The organism is Pseudomonas sp. RIT-PI-a (assembly GCF_001187875.1).
In the GTDB taxonomy this organism is placed as follows: domain Bacteria; phylum Pseudomonadota; class Gammaproteobacteria; order Pseudomonadales; family Pseudomonadaceae; genus Aquipseudomonas; species Aquipseudomonas coleopterorum.
Window position 1 is genome coordinate 166048 of sequence record NZ_LGIR01000003.1, and the last position, 23584, is coordinate 189631.

At 61.0% G+C, this 23584-nt stretch carries 18 protein-coding genes and 3 tRNA genes; 6 read left to right on the top strand and 15 right to left on the bottom strand.

Going from position 1 to position 23584, the window contains the following annotated elements; all coding sequences use genetic code 11:
- From AC788_RS01360 to fabI, 4 genes are read left to right on the top strand one after another with little or no spacing between them, the layout of a single operon-like run.
- Positions 1-1074 carry a microcin C ABC transporter permease YejB gene (locus AC788_RS01360; RefSeq protein WP_049858842.1) on the top strand — a complete coding sequence of 358 codons (1074 nt, stop codon included), beginning with the start codon at positions 1-3 and terminating at the stop codon, positions 1072-1074.
- Position 1075: 1 nt separating this feature from the next.
- The gene (locus AC788_RS01365; RefSeq protein WP_049858843.1) at positions 1076-2095 is read left to right on the top strand and encodes an ABC transporter permease; all 1020 of its coding nucleotides are present in this window, start codon (positions 1076-1078) and stop codon (positions 2093-2095) included.
- A 1-nt stretch (position 2096) separates the two neighbouring features.
- Positions 2097-3707: an ABC transporter ATP-binding protein gene (locus AC788_RS01370; RefSeq protein ID WP_049858844.1), complete on the top strand. Its 1611-nt coding sequence runs from the start codon at positions 2097-2099 to the stop codon at positions 3705-3707.
- A gap of 18 nt (positions 3708-3725) precedes the next feature.
- On the top strand, positions 3726-4520 hold the full coding sequence (gene fabI / locus AC788_RS01375; protein ID WP_049858845.1) for an enoyl-ACP reductase FabI: 795 nt from the start codon (positions 3726-3728) through the stop codon (positions 4518-4520).
- Positions 4521-4703: 183 nt separating this feature from the next.
- Here fabI and AC788_RS01380 read toward each other — a convergent pair whose 3' ends face one another.
- The 6 genes from AC788_RS01380 to tig form a co-directional block, all read right to left on the bottom strand.
- The gene (locus AC788_RS01380) at positions 4704-6578 is read right to left on the bottom strand and encodes a SurA N-terminal domain-containing protein (RefSeq protein ID WP_049858846.1); all 1875 of its coding nucleotides are present in this window, start codon (positions 6576-6578) and stop codon (positions 4704-4706) included.
- 171 nt (positions 6579-6749) lie between these two features.
- Complete coding sequence (locus AC788_RS01385; protein ID WP_049858847.1) at positions 6750-7022, bottom strand: HU family DNA-binding protein; 273 nt, start codon at positions 7020-7022, stop codon at positions 6750-6752.
- Positions 7023-7165: 143 nt separating this feature from the next.
- Positions 7166-9562, bottom strand: a complete 2397-nt coding sequence (lon, locus tag AC788_RS01390) for an endopeptidase La (protein ID WP_049858848.1) — start codon at positions 9560-9562, stop codon at positions 7166-7168.
- A gap of 151 nt (positions 9563-9713) precedes the next feature.
- Positions 9714-11000, bottom strand: coding sequence for an ATP-dependent Clp protease ATP-binding subunit ClpX (gene clpX / locus AC788_RS01395; protein WP_049858849.1), 1287 nt, complete (start codon positions 10998-11000; stop codon positions 9714-9716).
- A gap of 112 nt (positions 11001-11112) precedes the next feature.
- On the bottom strand, positions 11113-11748 hold the full coding sequence (gene clpP / locus AC788_RS01400; RefSeq protein ID WP_049858850.1) for an ATP-dependent Clp endopeptidase proteolytic subunit ClpP: 636 nt from the start codon (positions 11746-11748) through the stop codon (positions 11113-11115).
- 91 nt (positions 11749-11839) lie between these two features.
- Positions 11840-13150, bottom strand: coding sequence for a trigger factor (gene tig / locus AC788_RS01405; protein WP_049858851.1), 1311 nt, complete (start codon positions 13148-13150; stop codon positions 11840-11842).
- A gap of 312 nt (positions 13151-13462) precedes the next feature.
- On the opposite strand from tig, the gene AC788_RS01410 reads away from it, so the two are divergent.
- Positions 13463-15631 (top strand): GAF domain-containing protein, encoded by a 2169-nt coding sequence (locus AC788_RS01410; protein WP_049858852.1) that lies wholly within the window; start codon positions 13463-13465, stop codon positions 15629-15631.
- A gap of 101 nt (positions 15632-15732) precedes the next feature.
- On the opposite strand, the gene AC788_RS01415 is transcribed toward AC788_RS01410, so the two are convergent.
- From AC788_RS01415 to AC788_RS01425, 3 genes are all read right to left on the bottom strand, one after another.
- Positions 15733-15817 (bottom strand) — tRNA-Leu (locus AC788_RS01415).
- Between the two features lie 57 nt (positions 15818-15874).
- Positions 15875-15950: transfer RNA gene (locus AC788_RS01420), tRNA-His, on the bottom strand.
- A gap of 41 nt (positions 15951-15991) precedes the next feature.
- Positions 15992-16068: transfer RNA gene (locus AC788_RS01425), tRNA-Arg, on the bottom strand.
- Positions 16069-16358: 290 nt separating this feature from the next.
- Between AC788_RS01425 and folD the strand changes: the two genes are divergently transcribed.
- The gene (gene folD, locus AC788_RS01430) at positions 16359-17213 is read left to right on the top strand and encodes a bifunctional methylenetetrahydrofolate dehydrogenase/methenyltetrahydrofolate cyclohydrolase FolD (RefSeq protein WP_049858853.1); all 855 of its coding nucleotides are present in this window, start codon (positions 16359-16361) and stop codon (positions 17211-17213) included.
- 219 nt (positions 17214-17432) lie between these two features.
- Here folD and AC788_RS01435 read toward each other — a convergent pair whose 3' ends face one another.
- From AC788_RS01435 to AC788_RS01460, 6 genes are read right to left on the bottom strand one after another with little or no spacing between them, the layout of a single operon-like run.
- Positions 17433-19178, bottom strand: coding sequence for an ABC transporter substrate-binding protein (locus tag AC788_RS01435; protein WP_049858854.1), 1746 nt, complete (start codon positions 19176-19178; stop codon positions 17433-17435).
- A 46-nt stretch (positions 19179-19224) separates the two neighbouring features.
- Positions 19225-19497, bottom strand: a complete 273-nt coding sequence (locus AC788_RS01440; RefSeq protein WP_049858855.1) for a DUF2160 domain-containing protein — start codon at positions 19495-19497, stop codon at positions 19225-19227.
- Positions 19498-19507: 10 nt separating this feature from the next.
- Positions 19508-20308 (bottom strand): carbohydrate ABC transporter permease, encoded by an 801-nt coding sequence (locus AC788_RS01445; RefSeq protein ID WP_049858856.1) that lies wholly within the window; start codon positions 20306-20308, stop codon positions 19508-19510.
- A 7-nt stretch (positions 20309-20315) separates the two neighbouring features.
- Positions 20316-21182 (bottom strand): carbohydrate ABC transporter permease, encoded by an 867-nt coding sequence (locus tag AC788_RS01450; RefSeq protein WP_049858857.1) that lies wholly within the window; start codon positions 21180-21182, stop codon positions 20316-20318.
- Positions 21179-22276, bottom strand: coding sequence for an ABC transporter ATP-binding protein (locus AC788_RS01455; RefSeq protein ID WP_049858858.1), 1098 nt, complete (start codon positions 22274-22276; stop codon positions 21179-21181). Before AC788_RS01455 ends, AC788_RS01450 begins: the two co-directional genes overlap by 4 nt.
- On the bottom strand, positions 22276-23370 hold the full coding sequence (locus tag AC788_RS01460) for an ABC transporter ATP-binding protein (RefSeq protein WP_049858859.1): 1095 nt from the start codon (positions 23368-23370) through the stop codon (positions 22276-22278). The genes AC788_RS01455 and AC788_RS01460 overlap by 1 nt, the downstream gene beginning before the upstream one ends.
- Positions 23371-23584: the final 214 nt, after the last annotated feature.

Here is a 23584-nt window from a genome sequence, read left to right on the forward strand (position 1 = left end):
ATGCTGGCCTACATCCTGCGCCGACTGCTGCTGATCATCCCCACGCTATTGGGGATCCTGATCATCAATTTCGCCATCATCCAGGCCGCACCCGGCGGGCCGGTGGAACAGATGATCGCCAAGCTCGAGGGATTCGACGGCGCTACCAACCGCATCGCCGGTGGCGGCGCCGAAGTGGCGGTCGCCGGTTCCAGTTACCGCGGTGCACAGGGCCTGGATCCGGCCCTGGTGCAGGAAATCGAGAAGATGTACGGCTTCGACAAGCCGGCCCCCGAACGCCTGTGGATCATGATCAAGAACTACGCGCGGCTGGACTTCGGCAGCAGCTTTTTCCGCGACGCCAAGGTCATCGATCTGATCGTGGAAAAGATGCCGGTGTCGATCTCGCTGGGCCTGTGGAGCACCTTGATCATGTACCTGGTGTCGATCCCCCTGGGCATCGCCAAGGCCACCCGCCACGGCAGCCATTTCGACGTCTGGACCAGCTCGGCGATCATCATCGGCTACGCCATTCCCGCGTTCCTGTTCGCCATCCTGTTGATCGTGGTGTTCGCCGGCGGCAGCTACCTGGACTGGTTCCCGCTGCGCGGCCTGACCTCCAACAATTTCGAGGAGCTGAGCTGGGGCGGCAAGGTACTCGATTACTTCTGGCACCTGGTGCTGCCGGTCAGCGCGCTGGTCATCGGCCACTTCGCCACCATGACGCTGCTGACCAAGAACAGCTTCCTCGACGAAATCGGCAAGCAATACGTGGTCACCGCCAAGGCCAAGGGCCTGAGCAATCATCGTGTGCTGTACGGCCATGTATTCCGCAACGCGATGTTGCTGGTGATCGCCGGCTTCCCCTCGGCCTTCATCGGGATCTTCTTCACCGGCTCCCTGCTGGTGGAGGTGATCTTCTCCCTCGACGGTCTGGGCCTGATGAGCTTCGAGGCGGCGATCAACCGCGACTACCCGGTGGTGTTCGGCACCCTGTTCATCTTTACCTTGTTGGGGCTGGTAGTGAAACTGATCGGCGACCTTACCTACACCCTGGTCGATCCACGCATCGACTTTGGCCACAGGGAGCACTGAGATGAACCTGTCTCCCCTCAACCGACGCCGCTTCGAGCGGTTCAAGGCGAACAAGCGTGGCTGGTGGTCGCTGTGGCTGTTCCTGGTGCTGTTCGGCCTGAGCCTGGGTGCCGAACTGATCGCCAACGACAAACCGCTCGCCGTGCGCTACGACGGCGAATGGTATTTCCCGGCCTTCAAGCGCTATCCGGAAACCACCTTCGGCGGCGAGTTTCCCCTGGAAGCCAACTACAAGAGCCCCTACATCCGTGAGCTACTGGCGGCCAAGCAGAGCTGGACGCTGTGGGCGCCGATTCCGTTCAGCTACCAGAGCATCAACTACGACCTCAGCGTACCGGCACCGGCGCCGCCGTCCGCGCAGAACTGGCTGGGCACCGACGACCAGGGCCGCGACGTGCTCGCGCGGGTGATCTACGGCTTCCGCATCTCGGTGTTGTTCGCCCTGACCCTGACCATCGCCAGCTCGGTCATCGGGGTGATCGCCGGGGCGTTGCAAGGCTTCTATGGCGGTTGGGTGGACCTGGCCGGCCAGCGTTTTCTGGAAATCTGGTCCGGCCTGCCGGTGCTGTACCTACTGATCATCCTGGCCAGCTTCGTGCAGCCCAATTTTTGGTGGCTGCTGGGCATCATGCTACTGTTTTCCTGGATGAGCCTGGTGGACGTGGTCCGCGCCGAGTTCCTGCGCGGCCGCAACCTGGAGTACGTGCGCGCCGCCCGCGCGCTGGGCATGCAGAACGGCGCCATCATGTTTCGCCATATCCTGCCCAACGCCATGGTTTCGACCATGACCTTCATGCCGTTCATCCTCACCGGCGCAATTGGCACCCTGACCGCGCTGGATTTTCTCGGCTTCGGCCTGCCTGCCGGCTCACCGTCGCTGGGCGAGCTGGTGGCCCAGGGCAAGTCCAACCTGCAAGCGCCCTGGCTGGGCATCAGCGCCTTCACCGTGCTGGCCCTGATGCTCAGCCTGCTGGTGTTCATCGGCGAATCCGCCCGTGACGCCTTCGACCCGAGGAAATGACATGCGCCAGGACAATCTGATCGAGGTCCGCGACCTGGCCGTCGAGTTCGTCGCCGGTGAGAGCCGCCAACGCGTGGTCGAGAACATCAGCTTCGATATCCGCCGGGGCGAAACCCTGGCGCTGGTGGGCGAAAGTGGCTCGGGCAAATCGGTGACGGCGCACTCCATCCTGCGCCTGCTGCCCTACCCGCTCGCCCAGCATCCCAGCGGCACCATTGCCTACAATGGTCGCGATCTGTTGACGCTGCCGGAAAAACAACTCAGGCAGATTCGCGGCAATCGCATCGCCATGATTTTCCAGGAGCCGATGAGCTCGCTCAACCCGCTGCACAACATCGGCAAGCAGATCGGCGAAGTGCTCGCTCTGCACAAAGGGCTGACCGGAGCAGCCGCCACCCAGCGCACTCTGCAGTTGCTGGAACTGGTCGGCATCGGCGAACCGCACAAACGGCTCAATGCATTGCCACACGAGCTGTCAGGCGGTCAGCGTCAACGCGTGATGATCGCCATGGCCCTGGCCAACGAACCTGAATTGCTGATCGCCGACGAGCCCACGACCGCGCTCGACGTGACGGTGCAGCTGAAGATCCTCGAATTGCTCAAGGAACTGCAGGCCCGACTGGGCATGGCCCTGCTGCTGATCAGCCACGACCTGAACCTGGTGAAGAGAATTGCACACCGGGTATGTGTCATGCAGCGCGGTCGCATCGTCGAACAGGCTAGCTGCGAAGAATTGTTTCGCGCACCACAGCATTCGTACACACAGGTGCTGCTGGGGGCCGAACCCAGCGGAGCGCCTGCGGCAACGCAGATCGGCGAGCCGATTCTGTCGATCGACGACCTGCGCGTCTGGTTTCCCATCAAAAAGGGGTTTCTGGGGCGCACCGTGGATCACGTCAAGGCCGTCGACGGCATCCAGTTCGAGCTGCCTCGTGGCCAGACCCTGGGCATCGTCGGCGAAAGTGGCTCGGGCAAGTCGACGCTAGGCCTGGCCATCATGCGCTTGATCGCCAGCCGTGGCTCGATCCGCTTTCAGGGTGAGGCCCTTGACGGCCTGCCCCAGCAGCAGGTGCGCCCGCTGCGCAAGCAGATGCAGGTGGTGTTCCAGGACCCCTTCGGCAGCCTCAGCCCGCGGATGAGCGTGAGCCAGATCGTTGGCGAAGGCCTGCGAATACACAAGATCGGCAACGAAGCCGAGCAGGAACAGGCTATCATTGCCGCGCTCGAAGAGGTTGGGCTGGACCCACAGACCCGGCATCGTTACCCTCACGAGTTCTCCGGCGGGCAGCGGCAACGTATCGCCATTGCCCGGGCCTTGGTTTTGAAGCCGGCGTTGATCCTGCTGGACGAGCCCACATCGGCGCTCGACCGCACCGTTCAACGCCAGGTAGTGGAGCTGTTGCGTTCACTGCAACTGAAATACAACCTGACCTATTTGTTTATCAGCCATGATCTGGCGGTAGTCAAAGCGCTGAGCCACCAGTTGATGGTGATCAGGCACGGTCAGGTCGTCGAACAAGGGGCGGCGCGGGAGATCTTTGCCGCGCCGCAGCACCCTTATACACAGCAGCTGTTGGAAGCAGCCTTTTTGGCCCCAACGGCTGTCGATTAACCTGAAGAGGAACAACACATGGGTTTTCTCGCCGGTAAGCGCGTCCTGATCGTCGGTGTCGCCAGCAAACTGTCCATCGCATCCGGCATCGCTGCCGCCATGCATCGCGAGGGTGCTGAACTTGCCTTCACCTACCAGAACGAAAAGCTCAAGGGCCGCGTCGAGGAATTCGCCGCCGGCTGGGGCTCCAGCGCCGATCTGTGCTTCCCCTGCGATGTGGCCAGCGATGCTGAAATCGCCTCGGTCTTCGAAGCCCTGAGCAAGAAGTGGGACGGCCTGGACGTCATCGTTCACTCCGTCGGCTTCGCCCCGGGCGACCAGCTCGATGGCGACTTCACCCAGGCCACCACCCGCGAAGGCTTCCGCATCGCTCACGACATCAGCGCCTACAGCTTCGTGGCCCTGGCCAAGGCCGGTCGCGACATGATGAAAGGCCGCAACGGCAGCCTGCTGACCCTGTCGTACCTGGGCGCCGAGCGCACCATGCCCAACTACAACGTCATGGGCATGGCCAAGGCTTCGCTGGAAGCCGGCGTGCGCTACCTGGCCGGCTCCCTGGGCCCGGAAGGCACTCGCGTCAACGCCGTATCGGCCGGCCCGATCCGCACCCTGGCAGCCTCGGGCATCAAGAACTTCCGCAAGATGCTGGCCGCCAACGAAGCGCAGACCCCGCTGCGTCGCAACGTCACCATCGACGAAGTCGGCAACGCCGGCGCGTTCCTGTGCTCCGACCTGGCGTCGGGCATCAGCGGCGAAATCATGTACGTGGACGGCGGCTTCAACACCACCGCCATGGGTGATATCGAAGAGTAAGCTGGCTTCAATCGGTTGAAGAAACGCCGCTGATTTCAGCGGCGTTTTTTTATCGCTCGGTTTATCGGTGGCGCAAGGAGTAGTGGTGACATGTGGGAGCGGGCTCTGCCCGCGAAGAGGCCCTTGAATCCACCAAAAAACAAAAGGCCGCATACGCGGCCTTTTGTTCAAACATCCATCACCTCAATACTTGGTGATGTCCGCCTTGGTTTCCAGCAGCTTGCGGTACGCCGCGAAATCCTGCTGACCCATGCGCGACGCCAGGAAGCGACGGTACTGGGTCTTCTCTTCATCGCTAGGCGCCGCAGCTTCGTTCACGCCGTCCAGGCGCAGAACCACGAAGCTACCGTCCTTCAGCGTCACGCTGCTGAACTCGGGCTTGTCCTTGGCTTGCGGCTTGGGCATACGGAACAGTGCCTGCAGCTCGGCCGGCTCGATGCCGTCCTGGCCGCGGCTGACCGCTTCCAGCACTTTCCAGGACTGACCTTCCTGACTGGCCGCCAGCGGCACCTTGCCGTCGCGCAGACCGGCCAGCAGCGCTTCGCCCTTGGCCTTCACCTGGGCTGCGGCGTGCTGCCTGGCCAGCTCGGCACGAATCGGTCCGGCCACGGCTTCCAGCGGCAGTTGCTCAGGCTTGCGATGCTCCTTCACGCGCACCACAACCATAGTTTCCGGGTCCAGCTCCAGCGCAGCGCTGTTGGAACCCTCCTCCAGCACTTCAGGGCTGAATGCGGCCTGCACCACGGCACGGCTGGCAGTCACGCCCTGGCTGCCGCCTTCCTTGCCGAACGGCTCGGACGTGTGGACCTTGAGGCCCAACTCCTGCGCAGGCTGCCCCAGGTCCGAGGCTTCGAACGCCGAGTCTTCCAGTTGCTTGGTGGCGGTCACGAAGCGCTGTTCAACTTCCTGAGTCTTCAGGTCGCTGGTCAGCTTGGCCTTGAGGCTGGCGAAGGTCGGTACGTCCGGAGCCTGCACGTCTTCAAGCTTGATCAGGTGCCAGCCGAAATCGGTGCGCACCGGCGCCGAAACCTGGCCCTTGCTCAGGGCATTGAGCGCGGTTTCGAACGCCGGGTCGTACACGCCATTGCCGGCGAAACCGAGGTCACCGCCATTGCTGGCCGAGCCTGGATCCTGGGAGACTTCCTTGGCCAGCTTGGCAAAGTCCTCACCCTTCTCCAGACGTGCCTGCACTTCCTCGATCTTGGCCTTGGCCTGCGCGTCATCGAGCTTGTCATTGACCTCGATCAGAATGTGCGCGGCACGACGCTGCTCGGACAGGTTGGCGATCTCTTTCTGGTAGGCGTCCTGAAGATCCTCGTCCTTCACGGTGACCTGGTCGAAGAACGAAGACTTCTTCAGCTCGACGTAGTCGATGACCACCTGATCAGGGCTCATGAACTCCTTGGCGTGTTCGTCGTAATGCGCCTTGACCTCGTCGTCGGTGACCTTGGTCGCCGACGGGTCTGCCTTGAAGGTCAGCGAAGCGAAATCACGGGTCTGCTTCTCGAGGCGAGCGAACGCGGCAACCTGCTCGTCGGTCACGAAGCTGCTGCCCGCCAGGCCGGCACGCAGCTGGCCGATGAGCATCTCTTCGGAGAGCATCTGACGGAACTGCAGACGGCCGTAGCCCATCTGGCGAATGACCTGGTCGAAGCGTTCGGCGCTGAACTTGCCGTCGACCTGGAACTCAGGCGTCTGCAGCATGATCTGGTCGAGCGCACCTTCGGAGAAGGCGAACTTGGCGTCATGGGCACCTTGCAGCAGCAGCTTGCGATCGATCAGGCCCTTGAGGGCCGCTTCGCGCAGCATCTTGTCGTCGAGCAGGGCTGGATCGAAATCCTTGCCCAACTGTTGCATCAGTTGGCGACGTTGCATCTCGGTCGCCTGACTGAGTTCATTCAAGGTGATCTCGTCACCGTTGACCTTTGCAGCGTCCTGGCTATGGCTGGCGGCCTGGAAGATCGCGTCGAAACCGGTCAGCGCCATCAATACGATGATCAAACCGATGATGGTCTTGGCAATCCAGCCCTGGGAGTTATCCCTGATGTTCTGCAGCATGCATCCCCCGAAAACGGCCGTACAGATAGAGCGACCGCGGAGAGTAATAGGAATCCGGATAGAAGAAAGGCGCATCCGAGGATGCGCCTTCTCGTAACTCGCGGAGCTTGCTCAGCTCCACTCCTGTTGCCGGCATTGCCTGGCAGCAGGTAGCAAAGGCGTAGCCGAAGCTTAGTTGACAGCTTCTTTCAGGGCTTTACCGGCTTTGAAGCTGGGCTTCTTGGCAGCCGCGATTTCCAGGGCCTTGCCGGTTTGCGGGTTGCGACCGGTACGCGCTGGGCGATCAGTCACGGAGAACGTACCGAAACCTACCAACACAACCGAATCACCGGATTTCAGGGCACCCGTCACGGATTCGATCACGGCGTCCAGCGCCTTGCCAGCTGTAGCTTTGGAGATATCAGCAGATGCGGCGATTGCGTCAATCAGTTCCGACTTGTTCACTATAAGTCCCCTTATATCGATATTTTGAGTTGTTTCTAAGTATGTGGTGAAACGTGCGCCGGGTGGCTGTCGACACAGCAAGTGCCGCTTTATAACAAGGGCTCAAAAAAGCTGTCAAGAAAGCCACCCAGTCAAATCAAGGCTCAATGCGTGCTGATTCGTTCCTTGGAATCCGTATCGCGTTTCTCATCCTTGGCGACAATCTCGGGAGCCACATCGGGCAAGGGCTCCGGCGCGTATTGCAGCGCAATTTGCAGGACTTCGTCAATCCATTTAACAGGTTTAATCTGCAGATCCTGCTTGATATTGTCGGGAATTTCCTTGAGATCGCGCACGTTTTCTTCAGGGATGATTACCGTCTTGATTCCACCACGATGGGCCGCCAGCAACTTCTCCTTCAGCCCGCCGATGGCCAATACCTGGCCACGCAAGGTGATTTCGCCGGTCATGGCGACATCGGCGCGTACCGGAATCTGGGTCAGTGCCGAGACCAGTGCGGTGCACATGCCGACACCGGCGCTCGGGCCATCCTTGGGGGTCGCACCTTCGGGCATGTGGATGTGCGTGTCGTGCTTCTCGTGGAAGTCCGCGGCGATTCCCAGGCTCTTGGCACGGCTGCGCACCACCGTCTGCGCCGCGGTGATGGATTCGACCATCACGTCACCCAGCGAACCGGTCTTGATCAACTGGCCCTTGCCTGGGATGACCGCCGCTTCGATGGTCAGCAACTCGCCGCCCACCTGAGTCCACGCCAGGCCAGTGACCTGACCGACCTGATCCTGCTGCTCGGCCAGACCGTAGCGGAACTTGCGCACGCCCAGCAGGTGATCCAGCGAATCGGGCGTGACCTTGACCGTGAATTTCTTCAGGTGCGCATGCTCTTTCACCACCTTGCGGCAGATCTTGGCAATCTGACGTTCCAGCCCGCGCACGCCCGCCTCGCGAGTGTAGTAGCGGATGATGTCGCGAATCGCATCGACCTCGATCTCGACCTCGGACTTCTTCAGGCCGTTGGCTTCGATCTGCTTGGGCGACAGGTACTTGATCGCGATATTGATCTTCTCGTCTTCGGTGTAGCCCGGCAGACGGATGACTTCCATACGGTCAAGCAGCGCCGGCGGGATGTTCATCGAGTTCGAGGTGCACAGGAACATCACGTCGGAAAGATCGTAGTCGACTTCCAGGTAATGGTCGTTGAAGTTGTGGTTCTGCTCCGGATCCAGCACTTCCAGCAACGCCGAGGCCGGATCGCCGCGCATGTCGCTGCCCATCTTGTCGATCTCGTCGAGCAGGAACAGCGGGTTGCGAACGCCCACCTTGGTCATCTTCTGGATCAGGCGACCGGGCATCGAGCCGATGTAGGTGCGGCGGTGACCCCGAATCTCGGCCTCGTCACGCACGCCACCCAGGGCCATGCGCACGAACTTGCGGTTGGTGGCATGAGCGATGGATTCGGCCAGCGAAGTCTTGCCCACACCCGGCGGCCCTACCAGGCACAGCACCGGACCGCGGATCTTCTTCACCCGCTTCTGCACGGCGAGGTATTCAAGGATACGTTCCTTGACCTCTTCCAGACCGTAGTGGTCGGCATCGAGGATGCTTTCAGCGCGCGCCAGGTCCAGACGCACCTTACTCTGCGCCTGCCATGGCACCTGCACCAGCCAGTCGATGTAGGTGCGCACCACGGTCGCTTCCGCCGACATCGGCGACATCTGCTTGAGCTTGTTCAACTCAGCCGTGGCCTTGGCCAGGGCGTCCTTGGGCAGGCCCGCCGCATCGATGCGCTTTTTCAGCTCTTCGACTTCGTTGTGCCCTTCCTCACCGTCGCCCAGCTCTTTCTGAATGGCCTTCATCTGCTCGTTCAGATAGTACTCGCGCTGGCTGCGCTCCATCTGCTTCTTGACCCGTCCGCGAATGCGCTTCTCGACCTGCAGCAGGTCGATCTCGGCATCCAGCAGGGCCAGCACATGCTCGACACGCGCAGGCAGTTCGATGATTTCGAGTATTTCCTGCTTCTGTTCGATCTTCAGCGCCATGTGCGCGGCCATGGTGTCGACCAGGCGACCGGGCTCATCGATGCTGTTGAGCGAGGACAGTACTTCGGCCGGAACCTTCTTGCCCAGCTGCACGTACTGCTCGAACTGGCCCAGCAAGGTGCGCACGAACACTTCAGACTCGCGATCCGGAGCGTCGACCTCGTCGATCAACTGCACTTCGGCACGCACGTGGCCGTCGATCTCCAGGAACTGCTCGACACTGCCGCGCTGCTCGCCTTCGACCAGCACCTTGACAGTGCCATCGGGCAGCTTGAGCAACTGCAGGACGGTGGCGACAGTGCCGACACGGTACAAGGCGTCTTCACCTGGATCGTCATCGGCGGGATTCTTCTGCGCGAGCAAAAGGATCTGCTTTTCGCCCGACATCGCCGCCTCGAGGGCTTCGATGGACTTCTCACGACCCACAAACAGCGGGATAACCATGTGCGGATAGACGACGACATCGCGCAATGGCAGGAGAGGCAATTCGATGGTTGTCTTCATGATTTCGCCTCTACAGCGGCCCCGAAGGCCGTAAACAGATGGAATTGAACATGCCTTCAATGTGGGGGCTTGCCCGGCAAAAAACAAGTTCGCTGTCTGAAAAACGAAAAGGGCCCGTAGGCCCCTTCCTTGTTTCAGCTCAGATTTTCGATCAGGCGTCGGGTGCAGCCTTCGCCGGCGGCTCGCTGTTTTCGTAGATCAACAGCGGCTTGGACGTCCCTTCGATCACGCTTTCGTCGATGACCACTTTGCTGACATCCGTCTGCGAAGGAATCTCGTACATGGTGTCGAGCAGAATGCCTTCCAGGATCGAACGCAGGCCACGAGCACCGGTCTTGCGCTCGAGCGCGCGACGGGCAACCGATTTCAACGCGTCGGTACGGAACTCGAGATCCACACCTTCCATTTCGAACAGCTTGCCGTATTGCTTGGTCAGCGCGTTCTTGGGTTCGGTGAGAATCTGGATCAGTGCCGCTTCGTCCAGCTCATCCAGGGTGGCCAGCACCGGCAGACGACCGACGAACTCGGGAATCAAACCGAATTTGACCAGGTCATCGGGTTCGACTTCGCGCAGCGACTCGCCAACCTTCTTGCCTTCCTGCTTGCTGCGCACCTGGGCACTGAAACCGATACCGCCCTGGGTGGAGCGATTCTGGATGACCTTCTCCAGGCCGGAGAATGCGCCACCGCAGATGAACAGGATGTTGCGCGTGTCGACCTGCAGAAACTCCTGCTGAGGATGCTTGCGACCACCCTGAGGCGGTACCGAGGCAACCGTGCCCTCGATCAGCTTCAACAGCGCCTGCTGCACGCCTTCGCCCGAAACGTCACGGGTGATGGACGGGTTGTCCGACTTGCGCGAAATCTTGTCGATTTCGTCGATGTAGACGATGCCCATCTGGGCCTTCTCGACATCGTAGTCGCACTTCTGCAGCAGTTTCTGAATGATGTTCTCGACGTCCTCACCCACGTAACCGGCTTCGGTCAGGGTGGTGGCATCGGCGATGGTGAATGGAACGTTGAGCAGGCGAGCCAGGGTTTCGGCCAGCAGCGTCTTGCCCGAACCGGTCGGGCCGATCAGCAGGATATTGCTCTTGCCGAGCTCTACGTCGTCATTCTTCTTGTCACGCTGGTTCAGGCGCTTGTAGTGGTTGTACACCGCTACCGCGAGAACCTTCTTGGCGCGCTCCTGGCCAATCACATACTGATCCAGGATGCCGCTTATTTCTTTGGGCGAGGGCAATTTATGCGCGCTGCTCTCGGCCTGGGCTTCCTGCACCTCCTCGCGGATGATGTCGTTGCACAGGTCGACGCACTCGTCGCAGATAAAGACCGAGGGGCCGGCAATCAATTTGCGCACTTCATGCTGGCTTTTGCCACAGAAGGAGCAATAGAGCAGCTTGTTGCCGTTGTCCTCGCCGTTGCGGGTGTCAGTCATTCGATCGATCCAAATCCGATAGGCTTGCAACACAAGATGAAGGCTATTGCGGGCTTTTTCAAGCCCGGCAATGGTCGGGCATGCCAACCAGCCCTATTTTGAGCGGCTCATGTTAAGCGGGGCGACGGTCAATCACTTTGTCGATCAGGCCATAGGCTTGCGCAGCTTCGGCACTCATGAAGTTGTCGCGGTTGGTGTCGCGCTCGATTTCTTCCAGGGTGCGCCCGCTGTGCTTGGCCATCAGCGCGTTGAGACGCTCACGGATAAACAGGATTTCCTTGGCATGGATTTCGATGTCCGACGCCTGGCCCTGGAAGCCGCCCAGTGGCTGGTGAATCATCACGCGTGAGTTCGGCAGGCAGAAACGCTTGCCTTCGGCACCGGCGGTCAGCAGGAATGCGCCCATGCTGCAGGCTTGGCCAATGCAGGTAGTCGACACGTTCGGCTTGATGAACTGCATGGTGTCGTAGATCGACATGCCTGCAGTGACCGAACCGCCTGGGGAGTTGATGTAGAGATGGATGTCCTTGTCCGGGTTTTCCGCCTCAAGGAACAGCAGCTGCGCACAGATCAGGTTGGCCATGTAGTCCTCTACCGGGCCAACCAGAAAGATCACTCGCTCCTTTAGCAGGCGTGAGTAGATATCGTAGGCGCGTTCGCCACGAGCGGATTGCTCGACAACCATCGGGACCAGGCCGCCAGCGGCCTGGATATCAGAGTTCTGCTGAATATAGGAATTACGGAACATGCTCTGCAGTTACTCCCAAATAGTCATGTCTTGAAAACGCACAAGCCAGCGCGAGGCTGGCTTGTGGTTGAATTTCCAACGAGTTGGACAATCAGTCGGCTTGTGCTGCTTCCGCCGGTTTGACTGCTTCTTCGTAAGAGACCGCTTTATCGGTCACCTTAGCCTTCTGCAGAACAGTATCCACAACTTGTTCTTCCAGCACAACCGAACGGACTTCGTTCAGCTGCTCGTCATTTTTGTAGTACCACGATACAACTTGCTCGGGCTCCTGGTAGGCCGAGGCCATTTCCTGGATCAGCTCGCGCACGCGTGCTTCGTCAGGCTTGAGCTCGTTCTGCTTGACCACTTCGGCGACGATCAGGCCCAGCACGACGCGGCGCTTGGCTTGTTCGGTGAACAGCTCGGCCGGCAGTTGGTCGGGCTTGATGTTGCCACCGAACTGCTGCACGGCTTGAACGCGCAGACGGTCGACTTCGTTGTCCAGCAGCGCCTTGGGCACTTCGATCGGGTTGGTCGATACCAGACCGTCCATGACCTGATTCTTGATCTTGGCCTTGATGGCCTGACGCAGCTCGCGCTCCATGTTCTTGCGAACTTCGGCGCGGAAGCCGTCGAGACCGGTTTCCTTGATGCCGAACTGGCCGAAGAACTCTTCGTTCAGCTCAGGCAGCTTGGCTTCGGAAACGCTGTTGACGGTGACGGTGAACTCGGCAGCCTTGCCGGCCAGCTCGAGGTTCTGGTAGTCCTCGGGGAAGTTCAGGTTCAGCACCTTCTCTTCACCGGCCTTGGCGCCGACCAGACCGTCTTCGAAACCGGGAATCATGCGGCCCGAACCCAGTACCAGCTGGGTACCGCTGGCCGAACCACCGGAGAACGCCTCGCCTTCGATCTTGCCGACGAAGTCGATGTTCAGCTGGTCTTCGGTCTGGGCAGCGCGCTCGACCTGCTCGTAACGCACGTTCTGCTTGCGCAGCACTTCGAGCATGTTGTCCAGGTCGCTGTCGGCGACGTCGGCGCTCAGGCGCTCGACTTCGATGCTGTCGAACGCGCCGACTTCGAATTCGGGGAATACTTCGAAGGTAGCGATGTATTCCAGATCCTTGCCCTTCTCGAACACTTTAGGCTCGACGGCGGGTGCGCCGGCTGGGTTGAGCTTGTGCTCGACCACGGCTTCATAGAAGGAAGCCTGGATGACGTTGCCCAGAGCTTCCTGGCGCGCGTCAGCCTCGTAGCGCTGACGGATGACGCTCATAGGCACCTTGCCTGGACGGAAGCCCGGGATCTTGGCGTTACGGGCGGTCTGTTGCAGACGCTTGTTGACTTCGGCCTCGATGCGCTCGGCGGGAACACCGATGGTCATGCGGCGCTCGAGAGCGGAAGTGTTTTCAACAGAAACTTGCATGGATTTTCCTCGTTGCACAGACGTTAGCCGGCCATTTCCGACCCCAGATCAAGGGCAAGCATTCTAGTGGCTCGAACTCAAGAAGTCACCCTATGCACATGGATGCGCGGAAAGTCGCTGCAGAAACCGTCCAACGGCAGCAAAACAAGGCCTGTTCAGGGATGAAAAGTGATCTCTCGGACAACTTTTGCAAGACAATGATGGGCCCGCTGGTATTCTGTCAGCGGATAAAGTCATTACCTTGCACCTCTATGCGGAGAGCACGATCATTCTGTCGTTTCCGGTAACAATGCCCATCATCGCAGGACCTTCATGGCCATAAACCCCGTGCCGCCGGTTTCCCTCGCCAATTGCGAGGACGAGCCCATCCATCGGCCGGGCGCGATCCAGCCTCATGGCGCACTGATCGCGCTGGATGCCGAAGGTCGCGTATTGAGCCGCAGCGCCAACCTGATGGCGACCATCGGGCTGGATGTACTGCCGGGCAGCACGCCGGACGGCGAGTTGCTGGGCGGCGATGTCCTGGCGCTGATCGCCGAGGGGCTTGCCAGCAGCGATCACTGGGCCAACAGTGTCGAAAGCGTGCTGCTCGGCCGCCTGTTCGACGTGGTTGCCCATCGCCATCTGCAGATCCTTTATCTGGAGTTCGAGCCGCGCCGTACGGCCAGCGGCTCCTTCAGCCAGTTCGCCCTGTACGCGCAACGCATCATCAGCCAGATGCAGAACCGCCACGACATCGATGCCCTGCTGAGCCGCGTGACCCAGGAAATCCGCAACATGACGGGCTACGACCGGGTCATGGCCTATCGCTTTCGTCCCGACCTGTCCGGCGAGGTCATCGCCGAGGCCCATCGCGAAGACCTCGAAAGCTATCTGGGCCAGCGTTACCCGGCCTCGGACATCCCTGCCCAGGCTCGCCTGCTCTATATATTGAATCCGATTCGCCTGATCGCCGACGTGACCTATGCGCCAGCGCCACTGATCCCGTCACTGGATCCGCGAACCGGCCAGCCGTTCGACCTGAGCTTCAGCACCCTGCGCAGCGTTTCACCGATCCACTGCGAGTACCTCACCAACATGGGCGTGCGCGCCTCGATGAGCGTTTCCATCGTCGTGGGTGGCAAGCTGTGGGGGCTGTTCTCCTGCCACCACATGTCGCCCAAGACGATGGCTCACCCCTTGCGCATGTCGTTCCAGGTCATCTCGCAGGTCTGCAGCGCACTGGTCGAACGCCTGGAACACAACCTGGCCACACAGACCCTGAAGCAGGCAAGCGACCAGCAACAGAAACTCATGACCCTGGCCCGCGACTCCGAAGATCTGGTCAGCGCCCTGGCGGGTGATCCGGACAATATTGCCTCGCTGATTCCCTGCGATGGTGCTGCGGTGGTGATGTCGGGACGCACCCAAAGCATCGGCGGACATTTCGACGCCCTGTGCCGCCAGGTGCTCGAACACGTCGAACAGGACCCGAACCTCGAGGTGTTCCATACCGAGCATTGGCAAGGCTCGGCAAGCGAGCGCAACACCAGCGGCTACTGTGGCATTCTGGCGGTCCGCTTCCACCGACAGGAATCCGGCTGGGTCATGTGGCTGCGCAAGGAAGAAATCAACAACGTGCGCTGGGGCGGCAAGCCGGAGAAAATCATCAAGGTCGGGCCCTCGGGCGCCCGGCTGACACCCCGAGGCTCGTTCGAAGCCTGGGAAGAAGTGGTGCGCGGACGCTCGGCCAGCTGGGGGGATACCGACATCGCCATCGCCGAGAAGCTGCGGCGTGACCTGGTCGAGTTGTGCCTGAGCCGTGCCAGCGAGATCGATGGCATGCGCCAGCGCCTGATCGCGATGCTCGGTCACGACCTGCGCAACCCGCTTCAGTCCATTTCCATGGCCGCCGCCATGCTGTCTTCGAACGAGACGCGCGACACCGAACTGCGCAAGCACATCAGCCACTCCAGCGGTCGCATGGAACGGCTGATCAGCCAGATCCTGGAGATGAGTCGCCTGCAGTCGGGTCTTGGCATCATGGTCAATCGGGTCGACACCGATCTGTCGACACTGGTGGAAAGCATCGTCCACGAAACCGCCGTGGCTTTTCCCGGCCTGACCATAGAAGCCCGCATCGAGCCGGACGTACGCGCCATGGTCGATCCGGATCGCTACGCGCAGGTCATCACCAACCTGCTGGGCAATGCTCGCTACCACGGCACGCCCGACACCCCGGTACTGATCAGCTTGAGCACCGAACAGCAGAACACGCGATTGTCCGTGCTCAATCAGACCACTCCGGTGGCGCCCGAGCGATTGGCAACGCTGTTCCAGCCGTTCAAGCCGCACAGCGCCGAGAACCTGCGCAACAAGAATGGGCTGGGGATCGGCCTGTATATTTCCCAGGCAATCGCGGTAGCCCACAGCGGCAACCTGAGCGTCGAGCAGAACGGCAATGTCATCACGTTCAGCATGGTCCAACCGGTGGAGGCGTGAAGCCTTGAGCGGGTGAAGCGTTCGCCAAATCGCAGACACGAAAAAGCCGCCCTGAGGCGGCTTTCACGTTGAGCGGCAGGCCTGGGCCTTGCCATTCTGGTTGGTGCGGACGAAGAGACTCGAACTCTTACACCTTTCGGCGCTGGAACCTAAATCCAGTGTGTCTACCAATTCCACCACGTCCGCGTGTAGCTTTTAAAGCAAAGGCGCCGGATCGGTGAGAATCGGGCGCCTTTCGGAATATGGGGTGGACGATGGGGATCGAACCCACGACAACAGGAGTCACAATCCTGTGCTCTACCAACTGAGCTACGCCCACCATATTGCGTTTACTGCGTTACTTGTGCCAAAGCTGCCTAATGGCGCACCCGGCAGGACTCGAACCTGCGACCATCCGCTTAGAAGGCGGATGCTCTATCCAGCTGAGCTACGGGCGCTTTTGAGTCTGTAGTCCTTGCAGATTACAAATCCAGAGCTTCAGTCGGTGATGACAAACAAGCCTTGAAACCGCTTGCTTTGCCCTACCTTCTTCACCAGTGCTAGGCCCTGCCCGACAAGTGCGACGAATGTTATAGACGAGCCTTGGGGTCGTCAACTCTTTTTTCAAAAAAATTCATTTAATTAAAGGGCTTAGGAGGTTTCGCGAAGCAAGCGCCTTTGCCCTGGGCGTGCGACATGCGAGAATGCGCGCACATTTTCATTCCTTTTCGATGGTTAATCACGCGTCATGACTGCACAACTTATCGACGGCAAGGCGATCGCCGCCAACCTGCGCCAGCAGATCGCTCAACAGGTTGCCGAGCGTCGTCAGCAGGGCCTGCGCACGCCAGGGCTCGCGGTGATTCTGGTGGGCACCGACCCCGCTTCCCAGGTCTATGTATCGCACAAGCGCAAGGACTGCGAAGAAGTCGGATTCGTTTCCCGGGCCTTCGACCTGCCGAGCGCGACCTCCCAACTGGAGCTGGAGACGCTGATCGACACCCTCAATGCCGATACCGATATCGACGGCATCCTGTTGCAGTTGCCGCTGCCCGAGCACCTGGATGCCTCGCTGCTGCTCGAGCGCATCCGCCCGGACAAGGACGTCGATGGTTTCCATCCTTATAACGTCGGTCGCCTGGCCCAGCGCATTCCGTTGCTGCGCCCCTGCACCCCCAAAGGGATCATGGCGCTGCTGGAAAGCACCGGCCAGGATCTGTACGGGATGGACGCAGTGGTAGTAGGTGCTTCCAACATCGTCGGTCGGCCCATGGCCATGGAACTGTTGCTGGCAGGCTGCACCGTGACCGTGACGCACCGTTTCACCAAAGACCTGGCGGGCCATGTAGGCCGCGCCGACCTGGTGGTGGTCGCTGCCGGCAAGCCGGGGCTGGTGAAGGGCGAATGGATCAAGGAAGGCGCGATCGTGATCGACGTGGGCATCAACCGTCAGGCCGATGGCAAGCTGGTGGGCGATGTCGTGTATGAAACCGCTCTGCCCCGCGCCGGCTGGATCACGCCGGTGCCAGGCGGCGTAGGTCCGATGACCCGCGCCTGCCTGCTGGAAAATACCCTCTATGCAGCACAGGCCTTGCACAAGTGATGTGAGCCTTGTTCGCGGCCGATGACCGCTCCTACGGAATGAGTCGATTCCCCCGTAGGAGCGGTCCGTGGCCACGAAGCAGGCGACGCGGTGTGTCAGACAGGTCGCAGTGCAGCTTTCGCGGCCGATGACCGCTCCTACGGATGAATCGATGTCCCGTAGGAGCGGTCCGTGGCCGCGAAGCAGGCGCCACGGTTCATCAGACGCACCGCAGCGCTGCTATTTCCTTGCATCCTCCCACGACTTGACCAGTTCGGCGTAGCCCACGGTCTGGCCCTGGGGTTTTTCGTTGGCCAGTTTGGGCTTGGGCGCGCCGGGTTGGTCGAACCAGTACTGGGCGTCGCGCTCGGGGTTCATCTTCGGCCCACACACCGGCTGCACCTTGCTGCGTTCCAGGCGGGTCATGATCGCGTCCTGATCCTTGGCCAGGCCGTCGAGCGCCTGCTGCGGGGTCTTCTCGCCGCTGGCCGCCTCGGAAATGTGGCTCCACCACAGCTGCGCCAGACGTGGATAGTCAGGCACGTTGGTGCCGGTCGGGGTCCACTGTACGCGGGCCGGGCTGCGGTAGAACTCCACCAGACCACCCAGCTTCGGCGCCAGATCGGTCATGGCCTGGGAATTGATGTCCGATTCGCGAATCGGGGTCAGACCGACGATGGTCTTTTTCAACGACACCGTCTTCGACGTCACGAACTGCGCATACAGCCAGGCGGCCAGACGTTGCTTCTCGGGGGTGGACTTGAGGAAGGTCCAGGAACCGGTGTCCTGATAGCCCAGTTTCATCCCCTCCTCCCAGTACGGGCCCTTGGGCGATGGCGCCATGCGCCACTTGGGCGTGCCGTCGTCATTCATCACCGGCAAGCCAGGCTTGGTCATGTCGGCGGTGAACGCGGTGTACCAGAAGATCTGCTGGGCGATGTTGCCTTGGGCCGGTACCGGTCCGGATTCGGAGAAGGTCATGCCCTGGGCTTCAGGTGGTGCGTAGGCGCGCATCCAGTCGACGTACTTCTGGGTGGCATACACGGCGGCCGGGCCGTTGGTGTCGCCGCCACGGGTCACGCTGGAACCCACCGGATGGCAGTCCTCCACGCGAATGCCCCACTCGTCCACCGGCAAGCCGTTGGGCAGGCCCTTGTCGCCACCACCGGCCATGGAGAACCAGGCATCGGTGAAGCGCCAGCCCAGTGAAGGGTCTTTCTTGCCGTAGTCCATGTGCCCGTAGATGCGCTTGCCGTCGATTTCCTTGACGTCTTCGGAGAAGAACTTGGCGATGTCTTCATAGGCGGACCAGTTGACCGGAACCCCCAGCTCATAGCCGTAGATCTGTTTGAACTTGGCCTTCAACTCGGGCCGTTCGAACCAGTCGGCGCGGAACCAGTACAAGTTGGCGAATTGCTGGTCGGGCAGCTGATAGATCTTGCCGTCGGGTGCGGTGGTGAAGGAGATACCGATGAAGTCCTTCAAGTCCAGGGTCGGCGAGGTGGCTTTCTTGCCCTCGGGGCTGGCCATCATGTCGGTGATCGACTCGCTCTTGCCGTAGCGAAAGTGCGTACCGATCAAATCCGAATCGTTGACCCAGCCGTCGTAGATGTTCTTGTCCGACTGCATCTGGGTCTGCAGCTTCTCGACCACGTCGCCTTCCTGCAGCAGGTCGTGGGTAAGCTTGATCCCGGTGATCTCGCTGAACGCCTTGGCCAGGGTCTTGGCTTCGTATTCGTGGGTGGTCAGCGTTTCCGACACGACGTTGATGCTCATGCCGCGGAAAGGCTTGGCCGCCTCGATGAACCACTGCATCTCCGCCATCTGCTGCTCGGGCGTGAGGGTGGACGGCTTGAATTCGGCGCCGACCCATTTCTTCGCCGCGTCTTCGTAGGCATCCGCCCATGCTGCGGCGCTCAGGCCAGCGCACGCCAGTGCGGTTGCCAGGGCAATGCTATGTCGCAGTTTGTTGTTGTTCTTGTACATAGTGACCTCCTGTTTGAAATTTTCGCGCTGCGCAGACCCGCATGGCTCAGCCCCAACGCATCACCGCCAGCAACCACACCAGGGACAGCGTCGAGGCGACCCAGATGTTCCAGTCGGTCACGCCGATCACCAGCAGGTGCAGGTAGGCGCTTCCGAGAAGACCGATGAACAAGCGGTCGCCACGGGTGGTGGCGATCGGTAGAAATCCGCGCCGCTCGGTGCAGGGCACGCGCAGTTCGTAGAACGTCATGCCGGCGAGCAACAGCGCAATGGCGCCGAAGAACAGGGCAGTCGGTAGAGTCCAGGCCATCCACTCCATCACAGGCTCCTCATACGCGGCCCAGGGCGAAGCCCTTGGCCACATGGTTGCGAACGAACCAGATCACCAGCATGCCGGGCACGATGGTCAGCACACCGGCAGCAGCCAGCACGCCCCAGTCGATACCCGAGGCGGAAACCGTACGGGTCATCACCGCCGCGATCGGCTTGGCATCGACCGAGGTCAGGGTGCGCGCCAGCAGCAGCTCGACCCACGAGAACATGAAGCAGAAGAAGGCCGTCACGCCGATCCCCGAGCCGATCAGCGGCATGAAGATCTTCACGAAGAATTTCGGAAAGCTGTAGCCATCGATGTAGGCGGTTTCGTCGATTTCCTTGGGCACGCCGGACATGAAGCCTTCCAGGATCCATACCGCCAGCGGCACGTTGAACAGGCAGTGCGCCAGGGCCACGGCAATGTGGGTGTCGAACAGGCCGATGGAGGAATACAGCTGGAAGAACGGTAGCAGGAACACCGCCGGCGGGGCCATGCGGTTGGTCAGCAACCAGAAGAACAGGTGCTTGTCGCCCAGAAAGCGGTAGCGCGAGAAGGCATACGCGGCCGGCAGCGCAACGCTGAGCGAAATGAGCGTGTTGAGGCTCACGTAGTACAGCGAATTGATGTAGCCGGTGTACCAGCTCGGGTCGGTGAAGATCACCCGGTAGTTGGCCAGGGTGAACTCATGGGGAAACAGCGTCAGCCCGCCGAGGATTTCGCCGTTGCTCTTGAACGACATGTTCAGCAGCCAATAGATGGGCACCAGCAGGAACAGGATGTACAGCAGCAGGGGGATCAGTTTGCGCTTATTCATGTCCGCCTCAACCTTGCTTGTCGTTGTGGGTCATGGCCGTATAGAACAGCCAGGACACCAGCAGGATGATCAGGAAGTACACCAGCGAGAAGGCCGCGGCCGGGCCCAGGTCGAACTGCCCCACGGCCATCTGGGTCAGGGTCTGGCTGAGGAACGTGGTGGCGTTGCCCGGCCCGCCGCCGGTCAGCACGAAGGGTTCGGTGTAGATCATGAAGCTGTCCATGAAGCGCAGCATCACCGCGATCAACAGCACGCTTTTCATCTTCGGTAGCTGGATGTGACGGAATACCGCCCAGTTCGACGCACGGTCGATGCGCGCGGCCTGGTAGTACACGTCGGGAATGGCGCGCAGGCCCGAATAGCACAGCAGTGCCACCAGCGAGGTCCAGTGCCAGACGTCCATGATCAGCACCGTGACCCAGGCATCCAAGGTATTGGAGGCATAGTTGTAGCTGATCCCCATGGCATTGAGCGTGTAGCCCAGCAGACCGATGTCGGCGCGGCCGAAGATCTGCCAGATGGTGCCCACCACGTTCCACGGAATCAGCAGGGGGATGGCCATGACGATCAGGCACAGCGACGACCAGCGGCCCTTGGCCGGCATGGTCAGGGCGATGGCGATGCCCAAGGGTATTTCGATGAGCAGCACACAGGCCGAATAGATGAACTGGCGCAACAGCGAGTCGTGCAGGCGCGGGTCCTGCAGGACCTGGCGGTACCAGTCGGCGCCCACGAAATAGCGGCTGGATTGATCGAAGATGTCCTGCACCGAATAGTTGACCACGGTCATCATCGGGATCACCGCGCTGAAGGCCACCAGCAGGAACACCGGCAGCACCAGCCACCAGGCCTTGTTGTTCTGGACCTTGTTCATGGGTGCACCTCCAGCAAGCGATCATCGGCGTAGACCATCAGCCACTGCGCGGGGAAGCTGATGAACACGGTACCTTCCGGCACGGCGCGGTCCTCGGGCAGGCGCACCTTGAAGGTCTGCCCGCCGAGCGCCAGGGTCAGGATCTTGTAGGTGCCCAGGTCTTCCAGGTGCACCCGTTCGCCGTGCAGGGCGGCCTCGAAGCTCTCGTCCCAGACGCGGATGAACTCGGGGCGAATGCCGATCTGCAGGCGTTGCCAGCCGCCCTGGGCGATCCGCGCCTGCAAGGCTTCCGACAACGGCACGTGAATGCCGCCGAAGCCGACGCCGCCACGCTCGGGCAGCACGTCGACCAGGTTCATGCCGGGGCTGCCGATGAAGTAGCCGACGAAGGTGTGCGCCGGTCGTTCGAACAGCTCGCGCGGGGTGCCGAACTGGACGATCTGGCCACCGTACATCACGGCGATCTTGTCGGCGAAGGTGGAGGCCTCGAGCTGGTCGTGGGTGACGTAGACCATGGTGATGTTGAACTGCTCGTGGATCTGCTTGAGCTTGCGTCGCAGTTTCCACTTCAGATGCGGGTCGATGACCGTCAGCGGCTCGTCGAAGAGGATCGCCGAGACGTCATCGCGAACCAGGCCGCGACCCATCGACACCTTCTGTTTCTCGTCGGCGCTGAGGTTGCGCGCCTTGCGCTGCAGCAGCCGCTGCAAGTCCAGGACTTCGGCGACTTCCTGCACCCGGGCCTGCACCTGTTCGGGCGACTTGCCCTGGTTGCGCAGGGGAAAGGCCAGGTTGTCGAACACCGTCATGGTGTCGTAGACCACCGGGAACTGGAACACCTGGGCAATGTTGCGCTGCTCGGGCGGCAGGTCGTTGACCACCTTGCCGTCGAACAGCACCTGACCGTGGGACGGGCTGAGCAAACCGGAAATGATGTTGAGCAAGGTCGATTTGCCACAGCCGGACGGGCCGAGCAAGGCATAGGCGCCGCCCTGCTCCCAGATGTGATCCATCTCGCGGATCGCATAGTCTTCGGGCGCCGACGGGTGCGTGCTGTAGCTGTGCGCCAGGTGCTGCAAACGGATCTCGGCCATCAGGCAGCCCTCGCCACACGCAGGCCGGGGGCCTGGACCAATTGCCCACCGGGCTGGAACACGAACAGCTTGTGGGTCGGGATGTACACCGGTATCGCCGCGTCCACGGCGTAGTCGTGGACCCCCGGCAGGTGCAGCACCAGGGAGAAATACTCGTTGCGTACGTGCAGGAAGGTCTCCGAGCCGCTGATTTCCGCCAGCTCCACGGTCACCGCCAACTCCAGGTCATCGTCGTTGCTCGGCGTCAGGCCGATGTGGCTGGGTCGTACGCCGAAGCGGTAGTCGCCATCCGGAACAGCGGACAGATCAACGTTGCGAGCGAAGTGGACGAAGTTGGCGAAGCTGACTTCCTGGCCGCCGATGCGGCCATCGATCAGGTTGATCGGTGGCTCGGAGAACAGTTCGGCCGCCAGCACGCTGGCCGGCCGGTGATAGACCTCAGACGTCTTGCCGCTCTGGATCACCCGCCCTTCGTGGAGGATCGTGGTGGTGCCGCCCAATGCCAGGGCTTCGTTGGGTTCAGTGGTGGCATAGACGGCGATGGTATGGCGGGTCAGGAACAGTTCGCGCATTTCGAAGCGCAGTTCTTCGCGCAGCTTGTAATCGAGGTTGACCAGGGGTTCGTCGAACAGGATCAGCTCGGCATCCTTGACCAGCGCTCGGGCCATGGCCGTGCGCTGTTGCTGGCCACCGGACAGTTCCAGTGGATGGCGCTTGAGGAATGGCTCGATGCGCAACATGCGCGCGGTCTGCAGCACCCGCTCTTCGATCTGCTCGCGCGCCATGCCGGCCTGGCGCAGCGGTGAGGCAATGTTGTCGAAGACGGTCATGGTCGGGTAGTTGATGAACTGCTGGTAGACCATGGACACGTTGCGCTGGCGTACCGGCTTGCCGGTGACGTCCACACCGTTCATCAACACACGGCCCTGATCGGGTTTGTCGAGGCCGGCCATCAGCCGCATCAGGCTGGTCTTTCCGGACAGCGTGCGTCCCAGCAGGACATTGAACGAACCGGGTTCCAGTACCAGCGATGCGTTGTCGATGTACAACTGGTTTTCCACACGACGAGTGACCTGCTCGAGCACAAGGGACATGGCGGCGCCTTTTTTATTATTGGAAGCGGTTGCAGCTTTGCGTCGGTACGACTGCTGGCAAACCCAGAGCGATAACCGTGCCAATTGCCGTCTGCCATGCCGGCAGGCGCGAGCCAAACGGTTCGGGCGCAGGTGTGGGCCGGAGGTCAGGTTCGCCCCTGAACAAAAATGAACGCCTGGCGCATTGACAATGAACAACCGTGAACAACACTGC